Below are 20,997 nucleotides of genomic sequence, written 5' to 3'. Positions count from 1 at the left end.
CGCAGCGGTCGGCCGAACCTGGTCCAGTCCCCACGCTTGTGTGATCAGGAAGCCCATCTCGTCTCCCTCGTCCCGGGCCCGTCGAGCCCTCACCATGTCACCTTCCGGGGATGCTGTTCGTCCGCGGCAGAACCGATCCGGTCCAGGGTGCGTATGTACGGGCAAGACTGATCACAGGTACGGAAGGGGGCGCTGATGGCCGGGCGAGACCGGGAGTTCGATGACTTCGCGCACGCAGCCTGGCCGAAGCTCCACCGTTCGGCGTACCTGCTCACCGGCGACCACCACCTCGCCGAGGACCTCGCCCAGACGGCGCTGGAGCGCACGTACGCCAAGTGGCGCACGGTCCGGAGCGGCGATGCCCTGGCGTACTGCCGACGGGTCCTGGTCAACCTCAACGTGGATCGCATCCGACGCCGCCGGTTCTTCGAGGTCGGGGGCGGGGCCCTGGCCCATGCCGACCCCGGAGCGGCCGACCCCGGGCCTGACGACCGTGACCAGATCGTCCGGCTGCTGGCGCAGCTGACGGAGCGGGAACGCCGCGTGGTCGTGCTTCGCCACTACTACGACCTTTCGGAGGCGAACGTCGCGCGCGAGCTCGGCATCGCTCCCGGCACTGTGAAGAGCACCCTGGCGCGCGCCCTCGCCAAGCTGCGCGTCCTCGGGGATGCGCCCGTCGAAGAGGAGATGTACCGATGAAGCAGACCACGCTGGAGCGCTTCGCCGAAGACCTGAAGGGCGATGCTGCGGAGCGCCTGGATCCTCGGCGTCTGGCTGAGGCGAAGAGTCGCGGAGCCCGACGCCGGCGCACGCGCGCGGCGCTCGTCGTGGTGGCGGCGACGATCGCGGTGGGCGGGGCCGCAACCTTGCTCGTGCCAGGACTCGATGGCCGCGGCAGTGGACGCGACACTGTGGCGCGCGACGTCGCCACTCGTCCCACCGGCCTCAGCAAGCTGCAGGAGCGGGTGCTCCGCGACGTGCCGGGGGCGGAGCGGATCTCGCCCTGGCAGGTCGCCGTCCCCGAACCGCTCGGAGCCGTCGACGGGATGGAGATCCCGGGCGATGAGTTCGAGGTGCAGGGCGACGCGTTCCCCACCGGTGTCCCCAGCTACACCGGGGTGACGATGTACGACCGCGCGGCCTTCCCCGGCTGGCTGTACGACGGAGTCCTCGCGATCGAGACGGCCGCCGGTGACGAGGACGGACAACCGGTCGGCTCCACGGACATGGGGATCGCAGTCGTCAACGGCACGCTCGAGCTCGCCTGCGTGTCCTTCCAGGGCGCAGCTTGCGTGCCGGCGGTGATCCGCAACGAGGACGGCCGGCGGCACTACGAGTGGGGGTTCGGCACCGACGACTTCCTCGATCCGGGCACGGGTCTGGAGGTCTTCGCCGGCGACGCCGGGTCCGAGGACGCGCCGTCCCTGGCCGTGGCCGGTCTACCCGACGACTCGGTCACCCGGGTCGAGTTCGTCAACACGGCCGGCACGATCGTCGAGGGGACGGTCGACCACACGATGGCACCGGGGTCGAGCATCCTGTGGGCGAGCGTGCCCGGGGCCCTGGCCCGCGTGGTCACCTACGACTCCCGCGGCTCAGTGGTCGATGACCACTCCCTGCGCGACTGCGCGGGTGGCGTCGACTGCGAGGTTCGCTAGGAGCCAGACCGGTGAGTCGCGTCTCCCGGCATCAGGTCGACCTGCTGCTCAGCGAGCGGGGTCGATGAGCGTGATGCCGGCCGCGGTCGACCTGTCGAAGGAGGGCAGGAGCGTGGCGGCCTCCTCGAGCCCGATGGTGCGCTGGACCAGCTGGTCGGGCCGGAGCAGGCCTTGCTCGACCAGGGCGAGCATGTCCGGGTAGTCCACCGCGGCCATCCCGTGGCTGCCCAGCAGGTCGAGCTCCCAGCCGATCACCCGATCCATCGGCACGCGCGGGTGACCATCGACCGGCGGGAGCAGTCCCACCTGCACGTGGCGACCGCGGCGGCGGAGGCTGAGGATCGCGTCGGCGCAGGTCTGCTCGCTGCCCACGGCGTCCACCGCGACGTGGCTGCCGCCTCCCGTGAGGTCGGCGACGGCGGCCGGGACGTCCGAGCCGTCGGCGAGCAGCACGTGGTCCGCGCCGAGGTCGGCGGCCAGGGCGAGCGCCTCGGGGTTGCGGTCCACCGCGACCACCCGACTTCCCAGGGCGCGCGCGATCATCACCGTGCTGAGTCCCACGCCGCCGGCGCCGACGACGGTCACCCACTCGCCTTCGCTGACGCGTGCGCGTCCGACGAGGGCGCGGTACGCCGTGGCGAACCGGCAGCCGAGGCCGGCTGCGGTGGCGAAGTCGATCGACTCGGGAAGGCCGATCAGGTTGGTGTCGGCGGCGTGCAGGGCGACGAGCTCGGCGAAGGATCCCCAGTGGGTGAAGCCCGGCTGTTGCTGGTCGGGGCACACCTGCGCGTTCCCGGACAGGCACCACTCGCAGCGACCGCACCCGCAGACGAACGGGACGGTCACGCGGTCGCCGACCGCCCACCGGTCGACACCCGCACCGACCTCCACGACCACGCCGGCCAGCTCGTGACCCGGCACGTGCGGGAACGCGATGTCGTCGTGGCCCGCCCACGCGTGCCAGTCGCTCCGGCACAACCCGGTGGCCAGCACGCGGACCACCACACCGCCGACCGGGCACGCCGGATCGGCGACCTCGTGGACCTCGGGTCGGCCCCGGACCTCGTGGATGACCATGGCGCGCATCCGGGCATCCTGTCAGCCGACCGTCGAGTCGGGCACCTCACCTGCCGGGAGCCACAGCTCACCGAGCGGACGGCCGCCGGCTCGCCCGATCGCCGCGACCAGAGGCTCGGCCCACAGGTGCTCGAGGAGCGCGACGGCGGCGACACCGCCCGGTGGGACCGCGTCTGCCAGCGACCAGGTCTCGTCGAGCGAGACGTCGCCGTCGGACTCCCCACCTCCGCCGAGGACCTCTGCTGCGATCCGCCCCAGGTCCGGATCGCTGCCGGGGGGCGGGTCCAGGACCTCGAAGGTCCCGTCGTCGCCACGCTCGACCAGCAGGACGTCGACGAGCCGCACGACGCCGCGCTCGCGGAGCCCGGCGAGCTCGGCCAGCACCTCACCCGAGAACGACGGCGCCTCGAACCCGATCACCAGGACCTGGACCGGCCCGGTCACCGCTCGACCCGCTCCCGCAGCTCGTCGAACTCCTCCTGCGTCAGGACGCCGGTGTCGAGCAGGTGCTGCAGGGCCTCGACCGGGTCCTGGGAGGGCTGGGAGGCCCGGGAGGCCCGGGAGGCCCGGGAGGCCCGGGAGGCCCGGGCCGGCGGCTGCACGGCTGGAGGCGTGGCCTGCTGACGTGGCGGGTGCGCCGCGGCATACGCCTGCGCCGGGGTGAGGCGGCCCCCGTAGTAGGGCACGCTGCCGGTCATCCCGGTCATCCGGAGCTGTCGCGGTACCAGTACGACCACAGGTCGATCATGCCGCACGGGACGGCCCCTGCTCCAGACCCTGGCCGATCTGCCGCCCCTGCAGCCGACTACTGCTCGAGCACCCTCAGGGCTCGGCCCTGCGAGCCGAAGAGCTGCCCCGTCGTCCGCGCCAGCTCGGCGACGTCGGCGTCACGCAGGCTGGTGAGCTGGTGGGGGTCGCGATCGAGGTCGTAGAGCTCCCACTCCGCCGAGTCGTGGTGCTCGATGTAGGCGGTCGAGCCCTCCCGGAGCATCGACCAGTCCAGGTTCGTGTTCTCGACCAGCAGCCGTCGTCGCCAGCCGGACCAGTCGCCGGACCTGAGCGGCCCGAGCATCGAGCGGCCGTCGAGGTCGCGTCCGGCGTCGGGGTCGAGGCCGGCCACGTCGAGGGCGGTGGGCATCAGGTCGACCTGTGAGACCAGCGCGTCCACGGTGCTCGGCTCCGCGCCGGGGCCGCGGGCGGCGAACGGGATGCCCGCCGCCTCCTCGTAGGGCTGCGACTTGTGGAGCAGCCGGTGCTCGCCGAGCAGGTAGCCGTTGTCGGAGACGAAGAAGATCCAGGTCCGCCTGAGCTGGCCGCTGCGCTTCAGGACGTCCAGCACGCTCGCGATCTGGTCGTCGACGTCCTGCAGCTCCTCGAGCTTTCCCTCGTAGATCTTCCGCATCCGTTCACGGTCCTGCGGGGGAAGGTCCTGCAACCACGTCGGCTTGTCGCTCATGTCGGACTCGTTGGACGCCGGTGGGTTCCAGGCCACCCCGTCGAAGTCGTCGGCGTGCTCCGGGCTCGGCGTGTAGGGGCCGTGCGGTGCTGTCGGCGCAAACACCGCGAACCACGGCCCGGAGTCCTGGTGGCGGCGGATGAAGCGGCGCAGCCGCGACGCTGCGAAACGGTCGAACGCGCGCTGCGAGGGGACCTGCCGGATGGCTCCGTCGACGTTGACCCGCGGGTCGTCGATCATGCCGTCGAGCAGCGCGACCCAGCGGTCCCAGCCCGGGGCGACGTACGACGGCTGCTGGGCGAGCCCGTTCATGTACTTGCCGAAGTAGCCGGTGTCGTAGCCGGCCGCGTGGAGCCGTGTCGCCACGGTGTCCCGGTCGTGCCCCTGGGCCACGAACGGCGGGTGGGTCATGTTGCTGCTGCACCCGTGGTTGTGGGGGTAACGACTGGTGAGGATCGAGGCGCGCGCCGGGCCGCACAGCGGCATCGCGCTGTAGCCCCGAGGGAAGTGCACGCCCTTGCGGACGAGCCGGCGCCACGTCCGGTCCATCGACCTCAGCGTCGAGCGCATCTGGTCGTCCGTGATGATCCACAACACGTTGTCGGCCATGCTCTGCACCCTACGCACGGCCGGTGACCGGGCTGCGCCGCGACGTGCGGCGGCTATGCCATCCGGCGCAGCAGCCCGACCGGCACCCGCTTGACCACGAACCCGAGGGGCACCCAGGGCCAGGCGGGGACGACGGCCGACTTCTTCCCCTTCTCGATGGCCTCGACCATGGCGCGCACGCCCTTCTCGGTCGACGTCATGAGGGGCGTCCTCGCCGACGTCCCGGACATCTCCGAGACGATGTAGCCGGGGTAGAGCACGGTCACCTTGATCGGCGTGCCGTGCACGTCGGCGCGGAACCCCTCGGCGAGGTGGGCCACCGCGGCCTTGGTCGCGGCGTACGTCGTGATGTTCCCCGGCATCCCGCGGAGCGCCGAGAACGACGACACCATCACGAGGTGCCCCGAGCCCTGGGCGCGGAAGATCGCGGTGGCCGCCTCGGTCTGGGCGAGCGCGCCGATGAAGTTGGTCTCGGCCGTCTGCCTGTTGGCGTCGAAGCGCCCCGTGCCGAGCGGCTGGCCCTTGCCGAGGCCGGCGTTGACGACGACGCGGTCGAGGCCGCCGAGCTCGTCACGGAACTCGTCGAACACCCGGAAGACGGCGTCGTGGTCGGTGACGTCGAGCGCCTTGACGACGACGCGGCGGTCGGGGTGGGCGGTGGTGATCTCGGTGGCGAGCTCGGCGAGGCGGTCCGTACGACGCGCGCAGAGGGCGAGGTCGTGGCCCCGCGCGGCGAACTGGCGGGCCATCTCGGCCCCGAGCCCGCTGCTGGCACCGGTGATGAGGGTCGTCGACATGGGAGTCCTAGCGGTAGGTGATCAGGTCGGGGGAGAGGTGGTCGGCCGCGTTGAAGGTGACGAGGGTGGTGCCGCGGGAACCGCGCACGATCGTCGAGGTGCCCGTGTTGATCGACACCGGGTTGAGCCGGAGCCACAGGTCGGTGCGGGCACGGTCGGTGTCGGCGAGCAGCGATGCGGCGGCCCAGGCCACGGGCCCACCGCTGGTGAGCACCACCGCCGTGCCGCTGCGGGGAAGCGCGTCCGCGAACCGCGCGAGCGCGGCGCCGACGCGTGTCGTGAAGGCGGAGAAGGACTCGTCGTACGACTCGTCGTGCTCGCCCGCCGTCCAGCGCTGCGTCGCCTCCTCGAACCACCGCTGGAAGGCGGCCTTCTCCGACTCGCCCTCCGCGGTCGTGGGCTGGTCGTGGACGGCGAGCACCTGCAGGTGGTCGAACTCGTTCCAGCCGGCGTCGACCTCGACGTCCGCCGTCCAACCGGCACCGTCGAGGACCCCGGCCGCCGTCTGGCCGTGCCGTCGCATCTCGCCGGCGACCAGCAGGTCGGGCACGACCCCGCGGGCAGCGAGCGCGGCGCCGAGCACCCGCGACTGCTCGTGGCCGGTGGGGGAGAGGTCGTCGTAGTCGGCGGCGCCGAACGAGGCCTGTCCGTGCCGCACCAGGAGGATGCGGCTCACGGCGCCCCGGGCGCTTCGATGAGCCCGTCGATGCGGCGGCCGATGATCTGCACGGCCGGGCCGAAGAGGGCGTACATCTCGTTGGTCGTCTGCCCGTGGAAGTACCGGTAGTAGATCTGCTGGGCGATGACGGCCATCCGGAACAGCCCGAAGACCTCGTAGAACCGCCATTGCTGGGGCGTGACCGACCGACCGGTGCGCTCGGCGTACGCCGCCACGAACTCGTCGCGGGTCAGCATGCCTGGCAGGTGCGTCGGCACCCGCCGCATCATCTGGAACTCCTCGGTGTCGTCGGCCTGCACCCAGTAGGCCATCGAGCCGGCGAGGTCCATCAGCGGGTCGCCGAGAGTGGCCATCTCCCAGTCGAGCACCCCGACGACCCGGGTCACGTCGTCCTCGGCGACGACGAGGTTGTCGAGCTTGAAGTCGTTGTGGATCACGCAGGTGGCCACGTCGTCGGGCTGGTGCGCGTCGAGCCACGCCATCACCGACTCGAGGTCGGGCACGTCGTCGGTGCGGGCGTTGCGGTAGCGGGTCGACCACCCGTCGACCTGGCGCCGGACGTAGCCGTGCCCCTTGCCGAGGTCGGCGAGCCCGGCGGCCGCCGGGTCGATGCCGTGCAGCTCGGCCAGCACGTCGACCGCGTGCAGGCACAGCTCGCGCGCCTGCTCGGCGGACAGCGGCACGTCGGCGGGCCACTCGCTGCGGGGGATCACGCCGGGGATGCGGTCCATGGCGTAGAAGTCGCCGCCGATGACGTCGGCGTCGTCGCAGAAGGCGACCATCGACGCGACGTGGTCGAAGACCGGCGCGAGCGCCGACTGGATGACGTACTCCCGGTGCATGTCGTGCGCACCCCGCGCCTTCGTGCCGGCCGGCGCCCGCCGCACGATGAGGTCGCGGCCGGAGGGGTAGCGCAGCAGGTAGGTGAGGTTCGAGGCGCCGCCGGTGAACTGCCGGACCTCCGGCTCGCCGTCGAGCCCGTCGGGGGTAGCGGCACGGGCGCGGAGCCACGCCGCGACCCGCGCCACGTCGAACGCGTCCTCCTCGCGCACCTCCCGCGCGCCGGGGACAGCGGTCACGAGCCGGCCGCCTGGAGCTTGGCCGCCTGGTCGCGCATCACGGCGTCGTACGCGGGTCGGTCGGCCCACTTGAGGAAGTAGGCCTGTCGCGCCGCCTCGTCGGGCACGATCACGTCGTCACCGGCGTCGATCCCGGCCAGCACGGCGGCGGCGATGTCGTCGGCGGTGATCCGGGAGCGCTCGACCAGCCCGCCGATCACCTGGCCGACGAGCTCGTCGCTGCCCTGCATCGAGTCCATCAGGTTGGTGCGGAAGTAGGACGGGCACACCACGCTCGCCCGGATGCCGTACGACGCCAGCTCGTGGCCGCAGGTCTCGGTGAACGCCACGACCGCGGCCTTCACCGCGTTGTAGGAGCCCATCCCGCCCGGGTGCACGAGGCCGGCGAGCGAGGCGACGTTGACCAGGTGGCCGGAGCCCTGCTCCTTGAGCATCGGCACGAAGGTCCGCGTGCCGCGCACCAGCCCGAAGAGGTTGATGTCGGTGATCCACTGCCACTCCTCGAGCGTGCAGCGGTCGACCCGGCCGCCACCGGCGACCCCGGCGTTGTTGACCAGGACGTCGAGCCCGCCCCAGCGCTGGCGCACGGCCTCGAGGGCCGCGGCCCAGTCGTCGTCGGAGGTGATGTCGAGGACCAGGTCGATGCCGTCAGCGCCGACACGGTCCGTGGCGAGCACCTCGTCACCCCGGGCGCGGAAGGCGGAGACGAGGGCGGCGCCCAGCCCGGAGGCGGCACCCGTGACCAGCACTCTGCTCATGCGGTGTACTTCCCGAGCTCGATCTTCGCGATCACGTTGCGGTGCACCTCGTCGGGTCCGTCGGCGAGCCGCAGCGACCGGGCGCCCACCCACGCGTTGGCGAGCGGGAAGTCGTCCGACAGGCCGCCACCGCCGTGCAGCTGGATGGCCATGTCGATGACGTCGAGGGCCATGTTGGGCACCTCCACCTTGATCTCGCTGACCGCTGAGTAGGCCTCGCGGCTCATCCCCTGGTCGAGGAGCCAGGCGGCGTGCATGACCAGCAGGCGCGAGCGGTTGATCGCGATGCGGGCGTCGGCGATCCGCTCGCGGTTGCCGCCGAGGTTGGCGATCGGCTTGCCGAACGCGGTGCGCGACACCGCGCGCGCACACCCCAGCTCGAGCGCGCGCTCGGCGAGGCCGATGGCGCGCATGCAGTGGTGGACCCGACCGGGGCCGAGCCGCCCCTGGGCGATCTCGAAGGCGCGACCCGGGCCGAGCAGGACGTTGGACGCGGGCACGCGCACGTTGTCGAAGGAGACCTCGCCGTGGCCCAGCGGCTCGTCGTAGTAGCCCATCGTGGTGAGCATCCGCTCGACCTTCACGCCCGTCGCGTCGCGCGGCACCAGGACCATCGTGTGGCGCGAGTGCCGGTCGGCCTCGGGGTCGGAGAGACCCATGAAGACGAGCACCTTGCAGTCGGGGTTGCCGACGCCGGTGGACCACCACTTGCGGCCGTTGATGACGATCTCGTCGCCGTCGACCTCCGCGGTGGCGGCCATGTTGGTCGCGTCGGAGGAGGCGACCGCGGGCTCGGTCATGCAGAAGGCGCTGCGGATCTCCCCGCGCAGCAGGGGCTCGAGCCACTGCTCGCGCTGCTCGTCGGTGCCGTACTTGAGCAGCACCTCCATGTTGCCCGTGTCGGGCGCGTTGGAGTTGAAGACGAGGGGAGCGAGGAACGAGCGTCCCATCGCCTCGGCGACCGGTGCGTAGTCGACGTTGGTGAGGCCCTCGCCGCCGTCGGTGCCGAAGTCGGAGGCGTAGCGGCCGGCGTGGACGGCCGGGAGGAAGAGGTTCCACAGGCCCTGGGCGCGCGCCTTGGCCTGCAGCTCGCCGATGACCGGGTCGGGGGTCCAGCTGTCGCGGCCCGACTCCCGCAGCCGGGTGATGCGCCGGTGCGCCTCGGCCTCGAGCGGCTCGATCTCGTCGGCGACGAACGCACGCACGCGGTCGCGGAGGTCGGCGGCGCGCGGGGAGAGGGAGAAGTCCATGTCGTTGACCTTCGCACACTGTTGAGCAATGCTCAACAGCATGTCCGACGCCGAGCAGACCGTGTCCGCAGGAGCCCCGGTCGTACGCCGCCGGCTGAGCGCGGACGAGCGACGGCGCCAGCTCGTCGCCATCGGGCTCGCCAAGATCGTCGAGACGCCGATCCAGGACCTGTCGATGGACGACATCGCCACTGAGGCGGGCATCTCGCGCGGCCTGCTGTTCCACTACTTCCCCACGAAGACCGACTTCTACCTGGCCTGCATCGCGGCCGCCGGTCGCCGGATGCTGCGCACCACCGCACCCGACGAGGGCGCGACGGGGGAGGAGCAGGTGGAGACCGTGACCCGGCTGATGATCGAGCAGATCGAGCGGCGGCGCGGGTTCTACCTCGCGCTCGTCCACGGCCACGGCGTCGCCGACCCGCGCGTCAGCGAGGTCATGGACTCGGTCCGCGACGGCAGCACCGAGCGCGTCATGACCGCGCTCGACGTGCCGGAGGCCCGCCGCGACGTCGTACGCGCGTGGTGGGCCTACACAGAGGACCGGGCGCTCACCTGGTCGGCAGTGCCGACCGGCGAACGCCCGGTCCCGTTGTCGCAGCTGGTCGAGGAGTGCGTCGCCGCGCTCCACGCCCTGCTGCGGATCAGCTCGTGATCAGGTGGCTCGTCACTTGGTGACGCGCCCCTTGACGGCGAACCGCAGCTTGTCGTCGAGAGGCTTGCCCTTGCAGGCCAGCAGGGTGCCGCGGCCGCACTGGTAGCGGGTCGAGGCGTTGACCAGCGTCACCGTGACGGCGCCGACCTTGCGGTTGTCGAAGGGCACCTTGATGCGCCCGTCGCCACCACCGTTGAGCTTGACCCTCTTGACCTTGCGCTTGCCGTCGAGCTGGTGGACGACCACCACCGCGGCCGGCGAGGTGCGCTTGGCGGGACCGGAGATCCGCAGGCTCAGCTTCCACTTCTTGCCGTCCAGGCCCTTGCCGGGGCCGTAGACGTAGGACGCGGAGGCCAGGTGGTTGACCTTGGTGCCGAAGCGCTTGGCGCGCTTGCGCTTGCTCAGCAGCTTGGCGCCGCGGACCTTGGGGCCGGGGTACTCGGCGCCCTCGGGGAAGTTGGCGGCCGGGGTCAGGTTGCCGGCGGCGAACTGGGCGTAGTTCTTGGTGAAGCCGCCCTTGCGCTTGAGCACCTTCTGCAGCGCCGGGAGGCTGTTCTTGCCGCCGTCCTTCTTGAGGCTGCCGGCCTGCTTCCAGGTCTTGAGCACCAGCCCGTTGCCGTAGCGCGCGGTGAGGTACTCCCAGAACACCCAGTTGCCGTACTGGAAGCCGTTGGTGCGGCTGAAGGCGTCGAGCGGGATGTTGGGCGCGTAGATCTGGCTGACGGGGAGGTACTGGCGGTTGTCGTTGACCGCGGTCGCGATCCGCTCCTCCATCCAGGTCGCCGTGGACTCCATCATCCACGGGTCCTCGGCGTAGTCGTAGGCGTACTGGACGGCGTGGAAGAACTCGTGTCCAGCGGTCACGACCAGGTTGTCGAGGGGCGTGCCGTTGGGGAACTGGGCGGCGGCGAAGTCGTTGTCGAGCACGCAGTAGCCCGACGCGGTGCGCTTCTTGGCCTTGTCCTCACCGGCGCAGAAGCCGTAGAGGTCGCCGCCGAGGTCCTTGAGGTAGACGTCGAAGACCGGGCTGCCGCCCTGCGCCCCGTCGCGCACCGGCGCGCGGTAGCCCATCTGGTCGACGATGGTGGTCCACACGGAGTCCATCACCGCGAGGTTCTGGGCGGGCCAGTCGGGCGACGGCGGGGCGTCGGCCCCGGTCGGCACGTAGTGGACGCACAGGCGGGTGTTGCACAGCGGCGGAGCCTCGGCGGTGGTGTAGCCGAAGCCCTGCGGGTCGGTCACGCCGTCGGTCGGGCGGGCCAGCATGGCGTCCGCCGTGCGGCGCTCCGCCCCGGTCAGCCTGGACCGCTTCATCCAGAGGTCCCGCAGCACGAGCGTCGCGGACGGGTCGCTCGGGCGGGCGTCGCCCGCGAGGACACGGCGCGCGGTCGCGAGGGTCTCGGAGGCCGTCGGCTCGATCTGCGACTCGAGGACCGGCAGGGCCGGCTCGGGCGTGAGCTCGAGCAGGTCGGAGGGGTCGAGGACCCCGGCCGATCCAGGGAAGGACCCGGGCGTGCCCGGGCGGTCGGCGTCGGCAGCGACGGCCGGGGCGCCGAGCGCCCCACCCACCAGTGCGATGGCCACAGCGGTGGTGACGATTCTGCGCATGGTTCCCCTCGTGTCGGTCATGTCCGGGACGACCCTAACCCGGCGACCCTGCCGGGGGCGGGTCACAGATCCGCGATGTGCTCGATGATCGCGGTGGTGGAGATCGCCGGGGTGCGGGCGAGGTAGACGACCTCGCAGACGTCCCCGAGCTCGTCGAACTTGCCGGCCCAGTCGTCACCCATCACGAGGACGTCCGCGCCGTGCTCGACGACGTAGTCGCGCTTCTGCTCCAGGCTCTCCTCGACGAAGACGGCGTCGACGACCTTGAGCGCGCCGACGATCGCCAGACGCTCGCGCTCGCTGAAGATGGGCGCGCGGCCCTTCTTGCGCTCGTTGAGGGCGTCCGCGGACACACCCACGACCAGCCGGTCGCCCAGTGCGGCGGCGCGCTCGAGGACGCGCAGGTGCCCGACGTGGAAGACGTCGAACGTGCCGAAGGTGATCACGGTGCGAGGCATGCGCGGCATTCTGGCACGGTCGGGGAGGATGGCTGGCATGGCCGCCACCTCCGCCACCTCCTCCGCTCGCTCGTCGTCGGGCTCCCCGTCGAGCCCGCCTCCGATCTCCCTGATCACGCCCGATCCCGAGATGGACGAGGCCCGTCGCCGCGGGCTGCGTCAGATGCGGACGGTGGCCGTGGGCCTGCTGCTCCTCGCTGCCTGCGTGTACGCCGCCACGCTGGGCCGCGACGGGTTCTGGGGGTTCGTCAACGCGGGCGCCGAGGCGTCGATGGTCGGTGCGATCGCCGACTGGTTCGCGGTGACGGCGCTGTTCAAGCACCCGCTCGGCCTGCCGATCCCGCACACCGCGCTCGTGCCCAAGCGCAAGGACGAGCTGGGCAAGGGGCTCGAGGAGTTCGTGGGCGAGAACTTCCTCCAGGAGGACATCATCCGCGAGCGGGTGGCCGCCGCGACGATCTCCGCCAGGGTCGGAACCTGGCTGGCCGAGCCGGCCCACGCCCGGCGCGTGGTCGACGAGGTGGCCGAGGTGGCTGTGATCGCGCTCGGCAAGGTCCGCGACGACCACGTCGCCGACCTCGTCACGCACGCCCTCGTGCCGCGGTTCCGCGAGGAGCCGATCTCGCCGCTTCTGGGGACGACGCTGATGGAAGTGCTGCGCGACGACCTCCACCACGGCCTGGTCGACCTCGCGGTCGACGAGCTGCACAGCTGGCTGGTCGACAACCCCGAGACGTTCACCCGGGTGCTGGAGGAGCGGGCGCCGTGGTGGGCGCCGCCCAAGCTCAACGACGCCGTCACCTCACGGCTGCACGTGCAGGCCCTCGCGTGGCTCGAGGACATCCGCGACGACCCGCACCACCGCGCCCGCGAGGCGTTGGACTCGATGCTGGGGCAACTGGCCCACGACCTGCTCAACGACGAGGAGACGGTCCGCCGCACCGAGGCGCTCAAGGAGCGCCTGCTGGAGCACCCCCAGGTCGTGACCACCGCGATCTCGCTGTGGAAGGCGATGCGCTCGGCGCTCCTCGGCTCGATCCGCGACCCCGAGGGGGCCGTGCGCCAGCGGCTCCTGTCCGAGCTGAGCGCGTTCGCGGAGCAGCTGCGCGACGACGCCGCGCTGCGCGAGCGCCTCGACCGGATGGCCGCCGACCTCACCGTCTTCGCGGTCGAGCGCTACGGCGCCGAGGTGACCACGGTCATCACCTCGACGATCGAGCGCTGGGACGGCAAGGAGGCGGCACGTCGCATCGAGCTGCACGTCGGTCGCGACCTGCAGTTCATCCGGATCAACGGCACGATCGTCGGCGGCCTGGTCGGCGTGCTGATCCACGCGGTCAGCGTCCTGGTGGGCTGACGCGCACGCGTCGAGTCAGCGGCGACAGGGCTTCATCACGGGCATGACCCGCGACCGGCTCTGGTGCGCGCGGGAGTACGCGTCGTCGAAGTGCGCGAGGTACTGGTCGTGCAGCCAGGGGTTGTCCACCACGCGGAGCATCACCTCGTCGTTGTAGAGCAGGCCGCCGCACGTGGTGTTGGAGGTGCCGGTGACCACGACGTGCGTCGCCTTGCCGCGGAACCTGGCGTGGGCCACCAGCATCTTGTCGTGGGTCAGCACGGTGCGGACCTGCCGGTCCGGGATGTCGCCGCTGGGCAGCTCGCGCTGCACCCAGTTCTCCACCGTGTCGCGTGAGGTGACGATCCGCACCCGGCACCCCCGGTCGGAGAGCCGCGCCAGCTGGGCGCGCACGTCGGCGCGCTGGATCACCGCGAACATCGCCGAGACGTCCCGGGCACCGCGCGTGCAGGTGATGTCCTTCAGCGTCGAGAGCAGCAGGTCGTTGCGGTTGGGGTAGACGGCCGCCGTGACCGACCCGCTCGTCCACACCTTGCGGCGATCGTCCCACCGCTCGCCGCCGACCGTCAGGCTCTGTGCCTCCATCCGGGAGAAGTACTCCACCCCGAAGTCGTGGAGGGCCGGGTCGTCGATCTTGATGAACGAGTTGTACTGGCGGTACTGCCGGTCCTCGAGGTTGGCCGACGAGGTCATGAACGACTTCACGCCGCCGATGTCGGTGACGTAGAACTTCAGGTGCTGCACGTCCTGGCTGTCGGGGTAGGGGCCGGGTGCGCGCCACGGCAGGCAGGCGCCGTCGCAGATGGTGACGTTGCGTCGCGCCGGGTCCTGCTCCTCCAGCGTGGTGATCAGCCGGCGTCCCTGCTTGTTGAGACGGAGGTCGTCGTCGCCGACCAGGAGCACCGTGGCGCCGCGGCGCTGGGCAGCGAGGATCGCGTCGGTGGGCGGCTGGATGTCCCAGCGGAACATCGCGATCCGGATCGTGTCGCCGGGACCGGCCGTGTCGAAGAGCCGGCTCGGGCGGTCGAGCACGGTCGGGTCGGACGTGACCGTGGGCGGGGAGGTGAAGCACACCTCGACCCCGGCCTGCCCCTGGCACCCGCTCTTGCCCGCCACCTTGCCCGCCGTCTCGGCGGGACGTGCGCTGGCCGGGGCGCCGGGGGTGGTGACGGCCAGCAGGGGCGTCGCGAGGCAGAGCGACGCCGCGGCGAGGAGGAGGCTTCGGATGCGCACGGACACCTACCCTAGAGACATGTCACCGACCAGCGAGCCCGTCGACGTCCCGATCCGCGACGAGTCGATCCGGCTGGGCCAGTTCCTCAAGCTCGCCAACCTCGTCGAGAGCGGCGCCGAGGCCAAGCCGGTGATCGCGGACGGCGCGGTGCAGGTCAACGACGAGGTCGAGACGCGACGGGGCCGCCAGCTCGTCCCCGGTGACGTGGTCACGCTGGGCGGGCTGGCGGCCCGTGTCGCCACCGGGGAGATCGAGATCGACGTCCCGTGGTGAGGGTGGCGACGGGGGTGAGGTGAAGGCCCCCCGGCTACTTCACCTCACGTGTGAGGACCCGCCAGGTGCCGACCGCCAGGGGCAGCAGCACCCACACGCCGACGCCGGTGCCGAGCTGGGCCCAGTCCTGGCCCGCCATCTCCCCGGCGAACAGCGGACGGGTGACCGAGTCCAGGTCGATCCAGCGGCCGACGTCGGCGAGCGAGCTGAAGACCTGCGTGGCGATGGTCCAGGCCGTGGGCAGGACCAGGACCGTGACGATGGCGACCGGGGTGTTGAGGAACAGCAGCCCGAACGCGACGCCCTGCAGGACGTAGATGAGCAGCGCCAGCACCAGACCGGCACCGGCCGCGGCGTCGAGGTCCCACGTCCCGGTGCCGGCCAGGTTGGCGAGGGCTGCGGCCGCGAAGGCGACCGCCGTGACGACCAGGCCCAGTGCGAGGGCGCCCAGCGCCTTGGCGAGCACGACGCGGCCGCGCCGCGGCTCGAGGGTGAAGGTGACCAGCCCGGTGCGCTGGGTCCACTCCGCGGTCGCCGCCATGATGCCGATGACCGGCAGCAGCATCGCGAGCGGCAGCGTGGCGATCTGCAGCAGGTTGTCGAAGGTCGCGTCCTCGGCGGGGCCCCAGAGGACGAACGCGGCCAGGATGAAGACGACCAGGGCGGCCATGACGATGACCATCCAGCGGCCCGCGCGGGTGTCGACCATCTTGCGCACCTCGGCCTGCAGGGTGCGCCCGAACGGAACTCCCGGGCGCCCCTCCAGCGCGGAGGCGGTGCCGGCCGTGCCGCCGCCGACGACGGGTGCGGTGCCGGTCTCGGTCTCGGTGCTCGTCTCGGTGCTCATGCYGCGTCTCCTTCACGGGAAGTGGCGGCCGTGAGGCCGAGGAACATCTCCTCCAGGCCCTCCGAGCCGCCGGAGCGCAGCTCGAGCAGGACGAGGGACTCGCGGGCGGCGATCTCGCCGACCACGCGGGGCTCGGCCTCGACGACGAGGCCCGAACCGGTGCGGGTGACGGACACGTCGGCGGCCTGGAGCAGCTGGGCGAGCCGCGCGTCGTCCGTGGAGGACACCGAGGTGCCGCCGCGGCTGAGCAGCTCCTCCTTGGAGCCCATCGCGACGATCTTCCCCCGGCCGATCATGACCAGGTCGTCGGCGACGATCTGCACCTCGTGCAGCAGGTGGCTCGACAGGAGCACGGTCCCGCCGCCGTCGGCGAAGCGTCGCAACAGGCCGCGCATCCAGTGGATGCCCTGCGGGTCGAGGCCGTTGGCGGGCTCGTCGAGGACGAGGACCTGCGGCTCGCCGAGGAGCGCCGCGGCGATGCCGAGACGCTGGCGCATCCCGAGGGAGTAGTTGCGGACGCGGCGCCCGGCCTCCTCGTCGTTGAGGCCGACGAGCGCGAGCGCCTCCTCGACGCGGGTCTTGGAGACCCCGATCGAGATGGCGGCGACCCGGAGCACCTCACGGCCGGTGCGGCCGGGGTGCTGGGCGGACGCGTCGAGCATGACGCCGACCTGGCGGCCGGGGTTGTGCAGGTCGCGGTAGGGCTGGCCCAGGAGGGTCGCACGGCCCGAGGTGGGTGGCGTCAGCCCGGTCATCATCCGCATGGCGGTCGACTTGCCGGCACCGTTGGGTCCGAGGAAGCCGACGACGCTCCCCGGGCGGACCTCGAAGGAGATGTCGTCGACGGCGGTGAACCCGCCGTAGCGCTTGGTGAGGTTCTCGACTGTGATCATGGGTCCAGCCTCGTCCCGCCGGGGTGCCGGGGCATCGGGCGCAGGGCTCGCCAGGGTCCGACCTCGGTATCGGCCTGCACCCCGGGGACGACACCTGGGTCTGACGCGGGCGTGCCGGCCGTGCGCCTAGGGTCGGTGCCATGGTGAGGACGGGTCGGCTCGCAGCGACCTGGCGCTACGCACTCGCGGCCTTCATCAGCCTGGTCACGTGGGGCGTCCCGCTGGTCAGTGCCGCGGACCGCACGGCCGAGCCCATCGTCCTGTGGTGGCTGATCGGCGACCCGCTCCTCGGGCTGCTGTCGTTCGTGCTCATCCGTTGGCGGCACCGCCGGCCGGCGCTCGTCGCCGGCCTGCTGATGGCCTTCTCCTTCGTCTCCGCGTCCAGCGCCGGGCCGGCGTCGTGGATCATCGGCTCCCTCGCCTCCCACCGCCGCTGGCGGCTGCTGGCGGTCGTCGCGCCCTTCAACGTGCTCGCCGGGATCGTGCAGGAGCGGGTGGGAGTCACCGAGGACGCCCTGCCCCTGTGGGTCTCCACCGCCTTCGGCTGCCTCGTCGTGGGCATCCTGACGGCCACCGGCTACGCGATGGGTGCCCAGCGCCAGCTCGTCGACTCCTACCGGGAGCGTGCGCTGACCGCCGAGCGTGAGCAGCAGGCGCGCGTGGCGCAGGCCCGGGCCGCCGAGCGCACCCGCATCGCGCGCGAGATGCACGACGTGCTCGCCCACCGCATCTCCCTGGTGGCGATGCACGCCGGTGCCCTCGGCTACCGCTCCGACCTGAGCGAGGAGGAGCGGGGGAGCGCCGCGAAGTCGATCGAGGACAACGCGCACCGTGCCCTCTCGGACCTCCGGGCCGTGCTCGGTGTGCTCCGCGACCCGACGCAGCCCGCCGACCTCGCTCCCGAGCGACCCCAGCCCGGGCTCGACGACATCGCGGCGCTGGTGGCGGAGGAGCAGGCAGGCGGGATGCGCGTACGCCTGTCCGACCGGGTCGAGGACGACGTGCCCGCCGCCACTGGCCGGACGGCGTACCGGATCGTGCAGGAGGCGCTGACCAACGTGCGCAAGCACGCACCGGGCACCGCCGTCACGGTGGACGTGGCCGGGTCGACCGCCGACGGCCTCGTCATCGGCGTGCGCAACGCGGCGCCGGTCGGTCGGGCCGCGGTCCCGGCGCTCCCCGCGTCCGGCCTCGGCCTGCTGGGCCTGGCCGAGCGGGCTGCCCTGGCGGGCGGCCGGATCAGCCACGGCACCGACCCGGGCGGCGGCTACGCGGTGCGGGCGTGGATACCGTGGGACACGTGATGGGGGCGAGCAGCATGGCAGTGGTGCGGCTCGCCGTCGTCGACGACGACCCCATGGTGCGGGCGGCCCTGCGCATGATGCTCGGCGGCGACTCGGGCCTGGACGTCGTGGCGGAGGCGGGTGACGGCGAGGAGGCCCTGCGCGTCGTGCCGGCCTCGGCCGCCGACGTGGTGCTGATGGACATCCGGATGCCGGTGCGCGACGGGCTCAGCGCCACGGAGGAGCTGCTGGCGGCCGACCCGGGGCTCAAGGTGATCGTGCTGACGACCTTCGACACCGACGACATGGTGCTGCGCGCCCTGCGGATCGGTGCGGCGGGCTTCCTGCTGAAGGACACCCCACCGGCCCGGCTCGTCGAGGCGATCCGCACGGTGGCGTCGGGCCAGCCGATGCTGTCGCCCAGCGTCACGGCCCAGCTGATCGCCGCCGTCAACCGCACCGACCGGGCGGCCGAGGAGCAGGACCGGACGCGGTCGGCGCGCGACGCCCTCGACAACCTCACCGAACGTGAGCGCGACGTGGCCGACGCGGTCGCGCGCGGCCTGAGCAACGCCGACATCGCGGCCGAGCTCTACATGGGCGTGCCGACCGTGAAGACCCACGTGGGGCGGCTGTTCACCAAGCTGGGCGTCGAGAACCGGGTGCAGGTCGCGATCCTGGTCCACGACGCCCAGGCGTAGTGATCCTTCAGCAGGCGCCTCAGCGGACCTCGAGCAGGTCGACCACGAAGATCAGCGTCTCGCCCGGCTTGATGACGCCGCCGGCGCCGCGGTCGCCGTAGCCGAGGTGCGGCGGGATGACCAGCCGCCGGCGGCCGCCGACCTTCATGCCCTGCACGCCGGTGTCCCAGCCGGAGATGACCTGGCCGATGCCGAGGCGGAACTGCAGCGGCGTGCCGCGGTTGTAGGACGCGTCGAACTCTTCGCCCGAGGAGTGGGCGACGCCGACGTAGTGGACCGAGACGGTGGAGCCGGACGTGGCCTCGACACCGTCTCCCTCGACGAGGTCGGTGACCTCGAGGTCGGCGGGCACGTCGCCCATGTGCGGGTCGACGTCGGGCTTCTCGCTCACAAGTGTCTCCAATTCGTTGGTGTGTCAGGTCTGGTGCACGTAGTGGTCGAGCTGGTCGCGCTCGAACTCGAGCTCGCCGATCCGGCTCTTGACCACGTCACCGATGCTGATGATGCCGGTCAGCCGTCCGTCGGCCACCACCGGGACGTGCCTGATGCGGTGCTCGGTCATGGTCTGCATCAGCTCGGTGAGGCCGTCGTCGCCCGCGCAGGTCCGCACCTCGGCGGTCATGATGGAGCTGACGGCGTGGTCGAGCACCGTGGCGTCCTGGTGCAGGCGGCGTACGACGTCGCGCTCGCTCACGATCCCGGCGACCCGCTCGCCGTCCTCGCTCACCACCAGGGCGCCGACGTTGTGCTCGGCGAGCAGTGCGACCAGCTCGCGCACGGTGGCCTCCGGACCGATGGTCACGACCGTCTGGTTGCCCTTGTGGTGGATGACGTCCTTGATCTTCATGGTGCCGCCTCTCGTCCCGCAGAACTGGTGAGAAGTCACCGTAGCCAAGCCGGACTGTGAGGGACAGGGGCGAACGACCCGCCTCAGTCGAGCACCGGCGGGGCCTGCCGGGCCCGCAGGCTGCTGACCGAGCCCGGCCCGCGGCGCGGCACGTCGGGATCGGTGCCGTCGTCGTCCATCGCGCCGAGGAAGGACAGTGCGGCGTCGTGCAGGTGTCCGTTGGAGGCGAGCGCGTTGCCGCCCCACGGACCGTCGGTGCCGTCGAGGGAGGTGAACCGCCCTCCGGCCTCGCGCACGATGACGTCGAGGGCGGCCATGTCGTAGACCTGGAGCTCTGGCTCGGCGGCGATGTCGACGGCGCCCTCGGCGAGCAGCATGTAGGACCAGAAGTCCCCGTAGGCGCGGGTGCGCCAGCACCGGCGCGACAGCGAGACGAAGTCGTCGAGCCGGTCGCGCTCGTCCCACCCGGACAGGGACGAGTAGCTCAGCGACGCGTCCTCGAGACGGCGTACGTCGCTCACCTCGCACTTGGTGGCCTTGAGCAGCGAGCGGCCCGTCCAGGCGCCGTTGCCCACCGAGGCCCACCACCGGCGCTGCAGCTGCGGTGCGGAGACCACGCCCAGCACGACCTCGTCGTCGACGGCGAGCGCGATGAGGGTCGCCCAGACCGGCACCCCGCGCACGTAGTTCTTGGTGCCGTCGATCGGGTCGACGATCCACCTGCGCTGGCTGTGCCCGGTCGTGCCCTGCTCCTCGCCGATGACCGCGTCGCGGGACCGGACGCGCGACAGCGTGCGGCGGATGCCCTCCTCGACGGCCTTGTCGGCGTCGGTGACCGGCGTCAGGTCGGGCTTGCTCATGACGTGCAGGTCGAGCGCCTTGAAGCGGGCCTGGGTCAGCGAGTCCGCGTCGTCGGCCAGGACGTGGGCCAGCCGCAGGTCGTCGGTGTAGTCGGTGGAGCCGGTGATGGGCATGTCCACAGGCTATTCCCAGCATCGGCCCCTAACCTGCACGCATGGAGCTCAACGGTGTGCCGCTTCACCCCCTCGTCGTGCACGCGGTCGTCGTCCTCGGGCCGTTGGCAGCCCTGACCGGCCTGGTCTACGCGGCGGTGCCGAAGTGGCGCTGGCTGCTGCGGTGGCCGCTGGTCGTGCTCGCCGTCGTGGCTGCAGGCGCGTCCGTGCTGGCCACCCAGTCCGGGGAGGCGCTGCTCGAGTCGCGGCCCGAGCTTGCCCCGATCGTGGAGGAGCACGAGGAGTCGGGTGAGCTGATGCGCAACGCGGCGCTCGGCTTCGCGGTGGTGTCCGCGCTCGCGGCCTGGGCGCTGGGCGGCGTCTCCGCGCTGGCGTCCGGGAAGGGTGCTCGCGAGACGCGCTTCGGCATCCCGGTCGCCGTGCTGCTGGCGGTCGGCGCGGTCGCGCTCCTCGTCACCGCCTACCTCGCCGGCGACTCCGGCGCGAGGGCCGTCTGGGGCTGAC

At 71.9% G+C, this 20,997-nt stretch carries 25 protein-coding genes; 8 read left to right on the top strand and 17 right to left on the bottom strand.

Annotated features, from left to right (window positions below):
* The first annotated feature begins 195 nt into the window (after positions 1–195).
* Complete coding sequence (locus AC1DP1_RS06955) at positions 196–699, top strand: SigE family RNA polymerase sigma factor (RefSeq protein ID WP_477506235.1); 504 nt, start codon at positions 196–198, stop codon at positions 697–699.
* Complete coding sequence (locus AC1DP1_RS06950) at positions 696–1,658, top strand: hypothetical protein (RefSeq protein WP_477506234.1); 963 nt, start codon at positions 696–698, stop codon at positions 1,656–1,658. The genes AC1DP1_RS06955 and AC1DP1_RS06950 overlap by 4 nt, the downstream gene beginning before the upstream one ends.
* 48 nt (positions 1,659–1,706) lie before the next feature.
* Here the strand turns inward: AC1DP1_RS06950 and AC1DP1_RS06945 are convergent, their stop codons facing one another.
* From AC1DP1_RS06945 to AC1DP1_RS06905, 9 genes are all read right to left on the bottom strand, one after another.
* Positions 1,707–2,744, bottom strand: coding sequence for a zinc-binding dehydrogenase (locus tag AC1DP1_RS06945; RefSeq protein ID WP_477506233.1), 1,038 nt, complete (start codon positions 2,742–2,744; stop codon positions 1,707–1,709).
* 12 nt (positions 2,745–2,756) lie between these two features.
* Positions 2,757–3,179, bottom strand: a complete 423-nt coding sequence (locus AC1DP1_RS06940) for a hypothetical protein (RefSeq protein WP_457187717.1) — start codon at positions 3,177–3,179, stop codon at positions 2,757–2,759.
* Positions 3,176–3,472, bottom strand: coding sequence for an SHOCT domain-containing protein (locus AC1DP1_RS06935; RefSeq protein ID WP_477506232.1), 297 nt, complete (start codon positions 3,470–3,472; stop codon positions 3,176–3,178). Before AC1DP1_RS06935 ends, AC1DP1_RS06940 begins: the two co-directional genes overlap by 4 nt.
* A gap of 68 nt (positions 3,473–3,540) precedes the next feature.
* Positions 3,541–4,800 (bottom strand): sulfatase family protein, encoded by a 1,260-nt coding sequence (locus AC1DP1_RS06930; RefSeq protein WP_477506231.1) that lies wholly within the window; start codon positions 4,798–4,800, stop codon positions 3,541–3,543.
* A 53-nt stretch (positions 4,801–4,853) separates the two neighbouring features.
* Entirely contained in the window at positions 4,854–5,597 is a 744-nt protein-coding gene (locus AC1DP1_RS06925) for an SDR family oxidoreductase (RefSeq protein ID WP_477506230.1), read from the bottom strand.
* A gap of 7 nt (positions 5,598–5,604) precedes the next feature.
* Positions 5,605–6,273 (bottom strand): histidine phosphatase family protein, encoded by a 669-nt coding sequence (locus AC1DP1_RS06920; RefSeq protein ID WP_477506229.1) that lies wholly within the window; start codon positions 6,271–6,273, stop codon positions 5,605–5,607.
* Positions 6,270–7,355 (bottom strand): phosphotransferase family protein, encoded by a 1,086-nt coding sequence (locus AC1DP1_RS06915; RefSeq protein WP_477506228.1) that lies wholly within the window; start codon positions 7,353–7,355, stop codon positions 6,270–6,272. The genes AC1DP1_RS06920 and AC1DP1_RS06915 overlap by 4 nt, the downstream gene beginning before the upstream one ends.
* The gene (locus AC1DP1_RS06910; RefSeq protein ID WP_477506227.1) at positions 7,352–8,113 is read right to left on the bottom strand and encodes an SDR family NAD(P)-dependent oxidoreductase; all 762 of its coding nucleotides are present in this window, start codon (positions 8,111–8,113) and stop codon (positions 7,352–7,354) included. The genes AC1DP1_RS06915 and AC1DP1_RS06910 overlap by 4 nt, the downstream gene beginning before the upstream one ends.
* A complete protein-coding gene (locus AC1DP1_RS06905) occupies positions 8,110–9,363 on the bottom strand; it encodes an acyl-CoA dehydrogenase family protein (protein ID WP_477506226.1) in 1,254 nt (417 codons plus the stop codon). Before AC1DP1_RS06905 ends, AC1DP1_RS06910 begins: the two co-directional genes overlap by 4 nt.
* Before the next feature lie 28 nt (positions 9,364–9,391).
* Here AC1DP1_RS06905 and AC1DP1_RS06900 point away from each other — a divergent pair, with 28 nt between their 5' ends.
* Positions 9,392–10,018, top strand: a complete 627-nt coding sequence (locus tag AC1DP1_RS06900; RefSeq protein WP_457187701.1) for a TetR/AcrR family transcriptional regulator — start codon at positions 9,392–9,394, stop codon at positions 10,016–10,018.
* A 12-nt stretch (positions 10,019–10,030) separates the two neighbouring features.
* Here the strand turns inward: AC1DP1_RS06900 and AC1DP1_RS06895 are convergent, their stop codons facing one another.
* Together AC1DP1_RS06895 and AC1DP1_RS06890 are read right to left on the bottom strand one after the other, a co-directional pair.
* Positions 10,031–11,626: an MXAN_6640 family putative metalloprotease gene (locus tag AC1DP1_RS06895; protein ID WP_477506225.1), complete on the bottom strand. Its 1,596-nt coding sequence runs from the start codon at positions 11,624–11,626 to the stop codon at positions 10,031–10,033.
* Between the two features lie 62 nt (positions 11,627–11,688).
* Entirely contained in the window at positions 11,689–12,084 is a 396-nt protein-coding gene (locus AC1DP1_RS06890; protein WP_191195075.1) for an FAD synthase family protein, read from the bottom strand.
* A 37-nt stretch (positions 12,085–12,121) separates the two neighbouring features.
* Between AC1DP1_RS06890 and AC1DP1_RS06885 the strand changes: the two genes are divergently transcribed.
* The gene (locus tag AC1DP1_RS06885) at positions 12,122–13,441 is read left to right on the top strand and encodes a DUF445 domain-containing protein (RefSeq protein ID WP_477506224.1); all 1,320 of its coding nucleotides are present in this window, start codon (positions 12,122–12,124) and stop codon (positions 13,439–13,441) included.
* A gap of 15 nt (positions 13,442–13,456) precedes the next feature.
* On the opposite strand, the gene AC1DP1_RS06880 is transcribed toward AC1DP1_RS06885, so the two are convergent.
* Positions 13,457–14,674 (bottom strand): phospholipase D-like domain-containing protein, encoded by a 1,218-nt coding sequence (locus tag AC1DP1_RS06880; protein ID WP_477506223.1) that lies wholly within the window; start codon positions 14,672–14,674, stop codon positions 13,457–13,459.
* Positions 14,675–14,693: 19 nt separating this feature from the next.
* Between AC1DP1_RS06880 and AC1DP1_RS06875 the strand changes: the two genes are divergently transcribed.
* Positions 14,694–14,948, top strand: coding sequence for an RNA-binding S4 domain-containing protein (locus AC1DP1_RS06875; protein ID WP_300051237.1), 255 nt, complete (start codon positions 14,694–14,696; stop codon positions 14,946–14,948).
* A gap of 34 nt (positions 14,949–14,982) precedes the next feature.
* Here AC1DP1_RS06875 and AC1DP1_RS06870 read toward each other — a convergent pair whose 3' ends face one another.
* A complete protein-coding gene (locus AC1DP1_RS06870) occupies positions 14,983–15,795 on the bottom strand; it encodes a hypothetical protein (protein WP_477506222.1) in 813 nt (270 codons plus the stop codon).
* Positions 15,792–16,688, bottom strand: coding sequence for an ABC transporter ATP-binding protein (locus tag AC1DP1_RS06865; RefSeq protein ID WP_477506221.1), 897 nt, complete (start codon positions 16,686–16,688; stop codon positions 15,792–15,794). The genes AC1DP1_RS06870 and AC1DP1_RS06865 overlap by 4 nt, the downstream gene beginning before the upstream one ends.
* A gap of 140 nt (positions 16,689–16,828) precedes the next feature.
* Between AC1DP1_RS06865 and AC1DP1_RS06860 the strand changes: the two genes are divergently transcribed.
* Positions 16,829–17,992, top strand: a complete 1,164-nt coding sequence (locus AC1DP1_RS06860) for a sensor histidine kinase (protein ID WP_477506220.1) — start codon at positions 16,829–16,831, stop codon at positions 17,990–17,992.
* Positions 17,992–18,672 (top strand): response regulator transcription factor, encoded by a 681-nt coding sequence (locus AC1DP1_RS06855; protein ID WP_477506270.1) that lies wholly within the window; start codon positions 17,992–17,994, stop codon positions 18,670–18,672. Before AC1DP1_RS06860 ends, AC1DP1_RS06855 begins: the two co-directional genes overlap by 1 nt.
* A 19-nt stretch (positions 18,673–18,691) precedes the next feature.
* On the opposite strand, the gene AC1DP1_RS06850 is transcribed toward AC1DP1_RS06855, so the two are convergent.
* The 3 genes from AC1DP1_RS06850 to AC1DP1_RS06840 all read right to left on the bottom strand — a co-directional run bounded on the left by AC1DP1_RS06850 (position 18,692) and on the right by AC1DP1_RS06840 (position 20,493).
* Entirely contained in the window at positions 18,692–19,033 is a 342-nt protein-coding gene (locus AC1DP1_RS06850; protein WP_300051952.1) for an FKBP-type peptidyl-prolyl cis-trans isomerase, read from the bottom strand.
* 54 nt (positions 19,034–19,087) lie between these two features.
* Positions 19,088–19,519, bottom strand: coding sequence for a CBS domain-containing protein (locus tag AC1DP1_RS06845; RefSeq protein ID WP_477506219.1), 432 nt, complete (start codon positions 19,517–19,519; stop codon positions 19,088–19,090).
* 83 nt (positions 19,520–19,602) lie between these two features.
* On the bottom strand, positions 19,603–20,493 hold the full coding sequence (locus AC1DP1_RS06840) for an inositol monophosphatase family protein (protein ID WP_300051250.1): 891 nt from the start codon (positions 20,491–20,493) through the stop codon (positions 19,603–19,605).
* Positions 20,494–20,534: 41 nt separating this feature from the next.
* On the opposite strand from AC1DP1_RS06840, the gene AC1DP1_RS06835 reads away from it, so the two are divergent.
* Positions 20,535–20,996, top strand: coding sequence for a DUF2231 domain-containing protein (locus AC1DP1_RS06835; protein WP_300051252.1), 462 nt, complete (start codon positions 20,535–20,537; stop codon positions 20,994–20,996).
* The last annotated feature ends 1 nt before the right edge of the window (position 20,997 follow it).

Source organism: Nocardioides sp. P4_G10, assembly GCF_056401175.1.
Note: the sequence above shows the minus strand (reverse complement) of the source record. Positions and strands in the feature narration are given on the sequence as shown.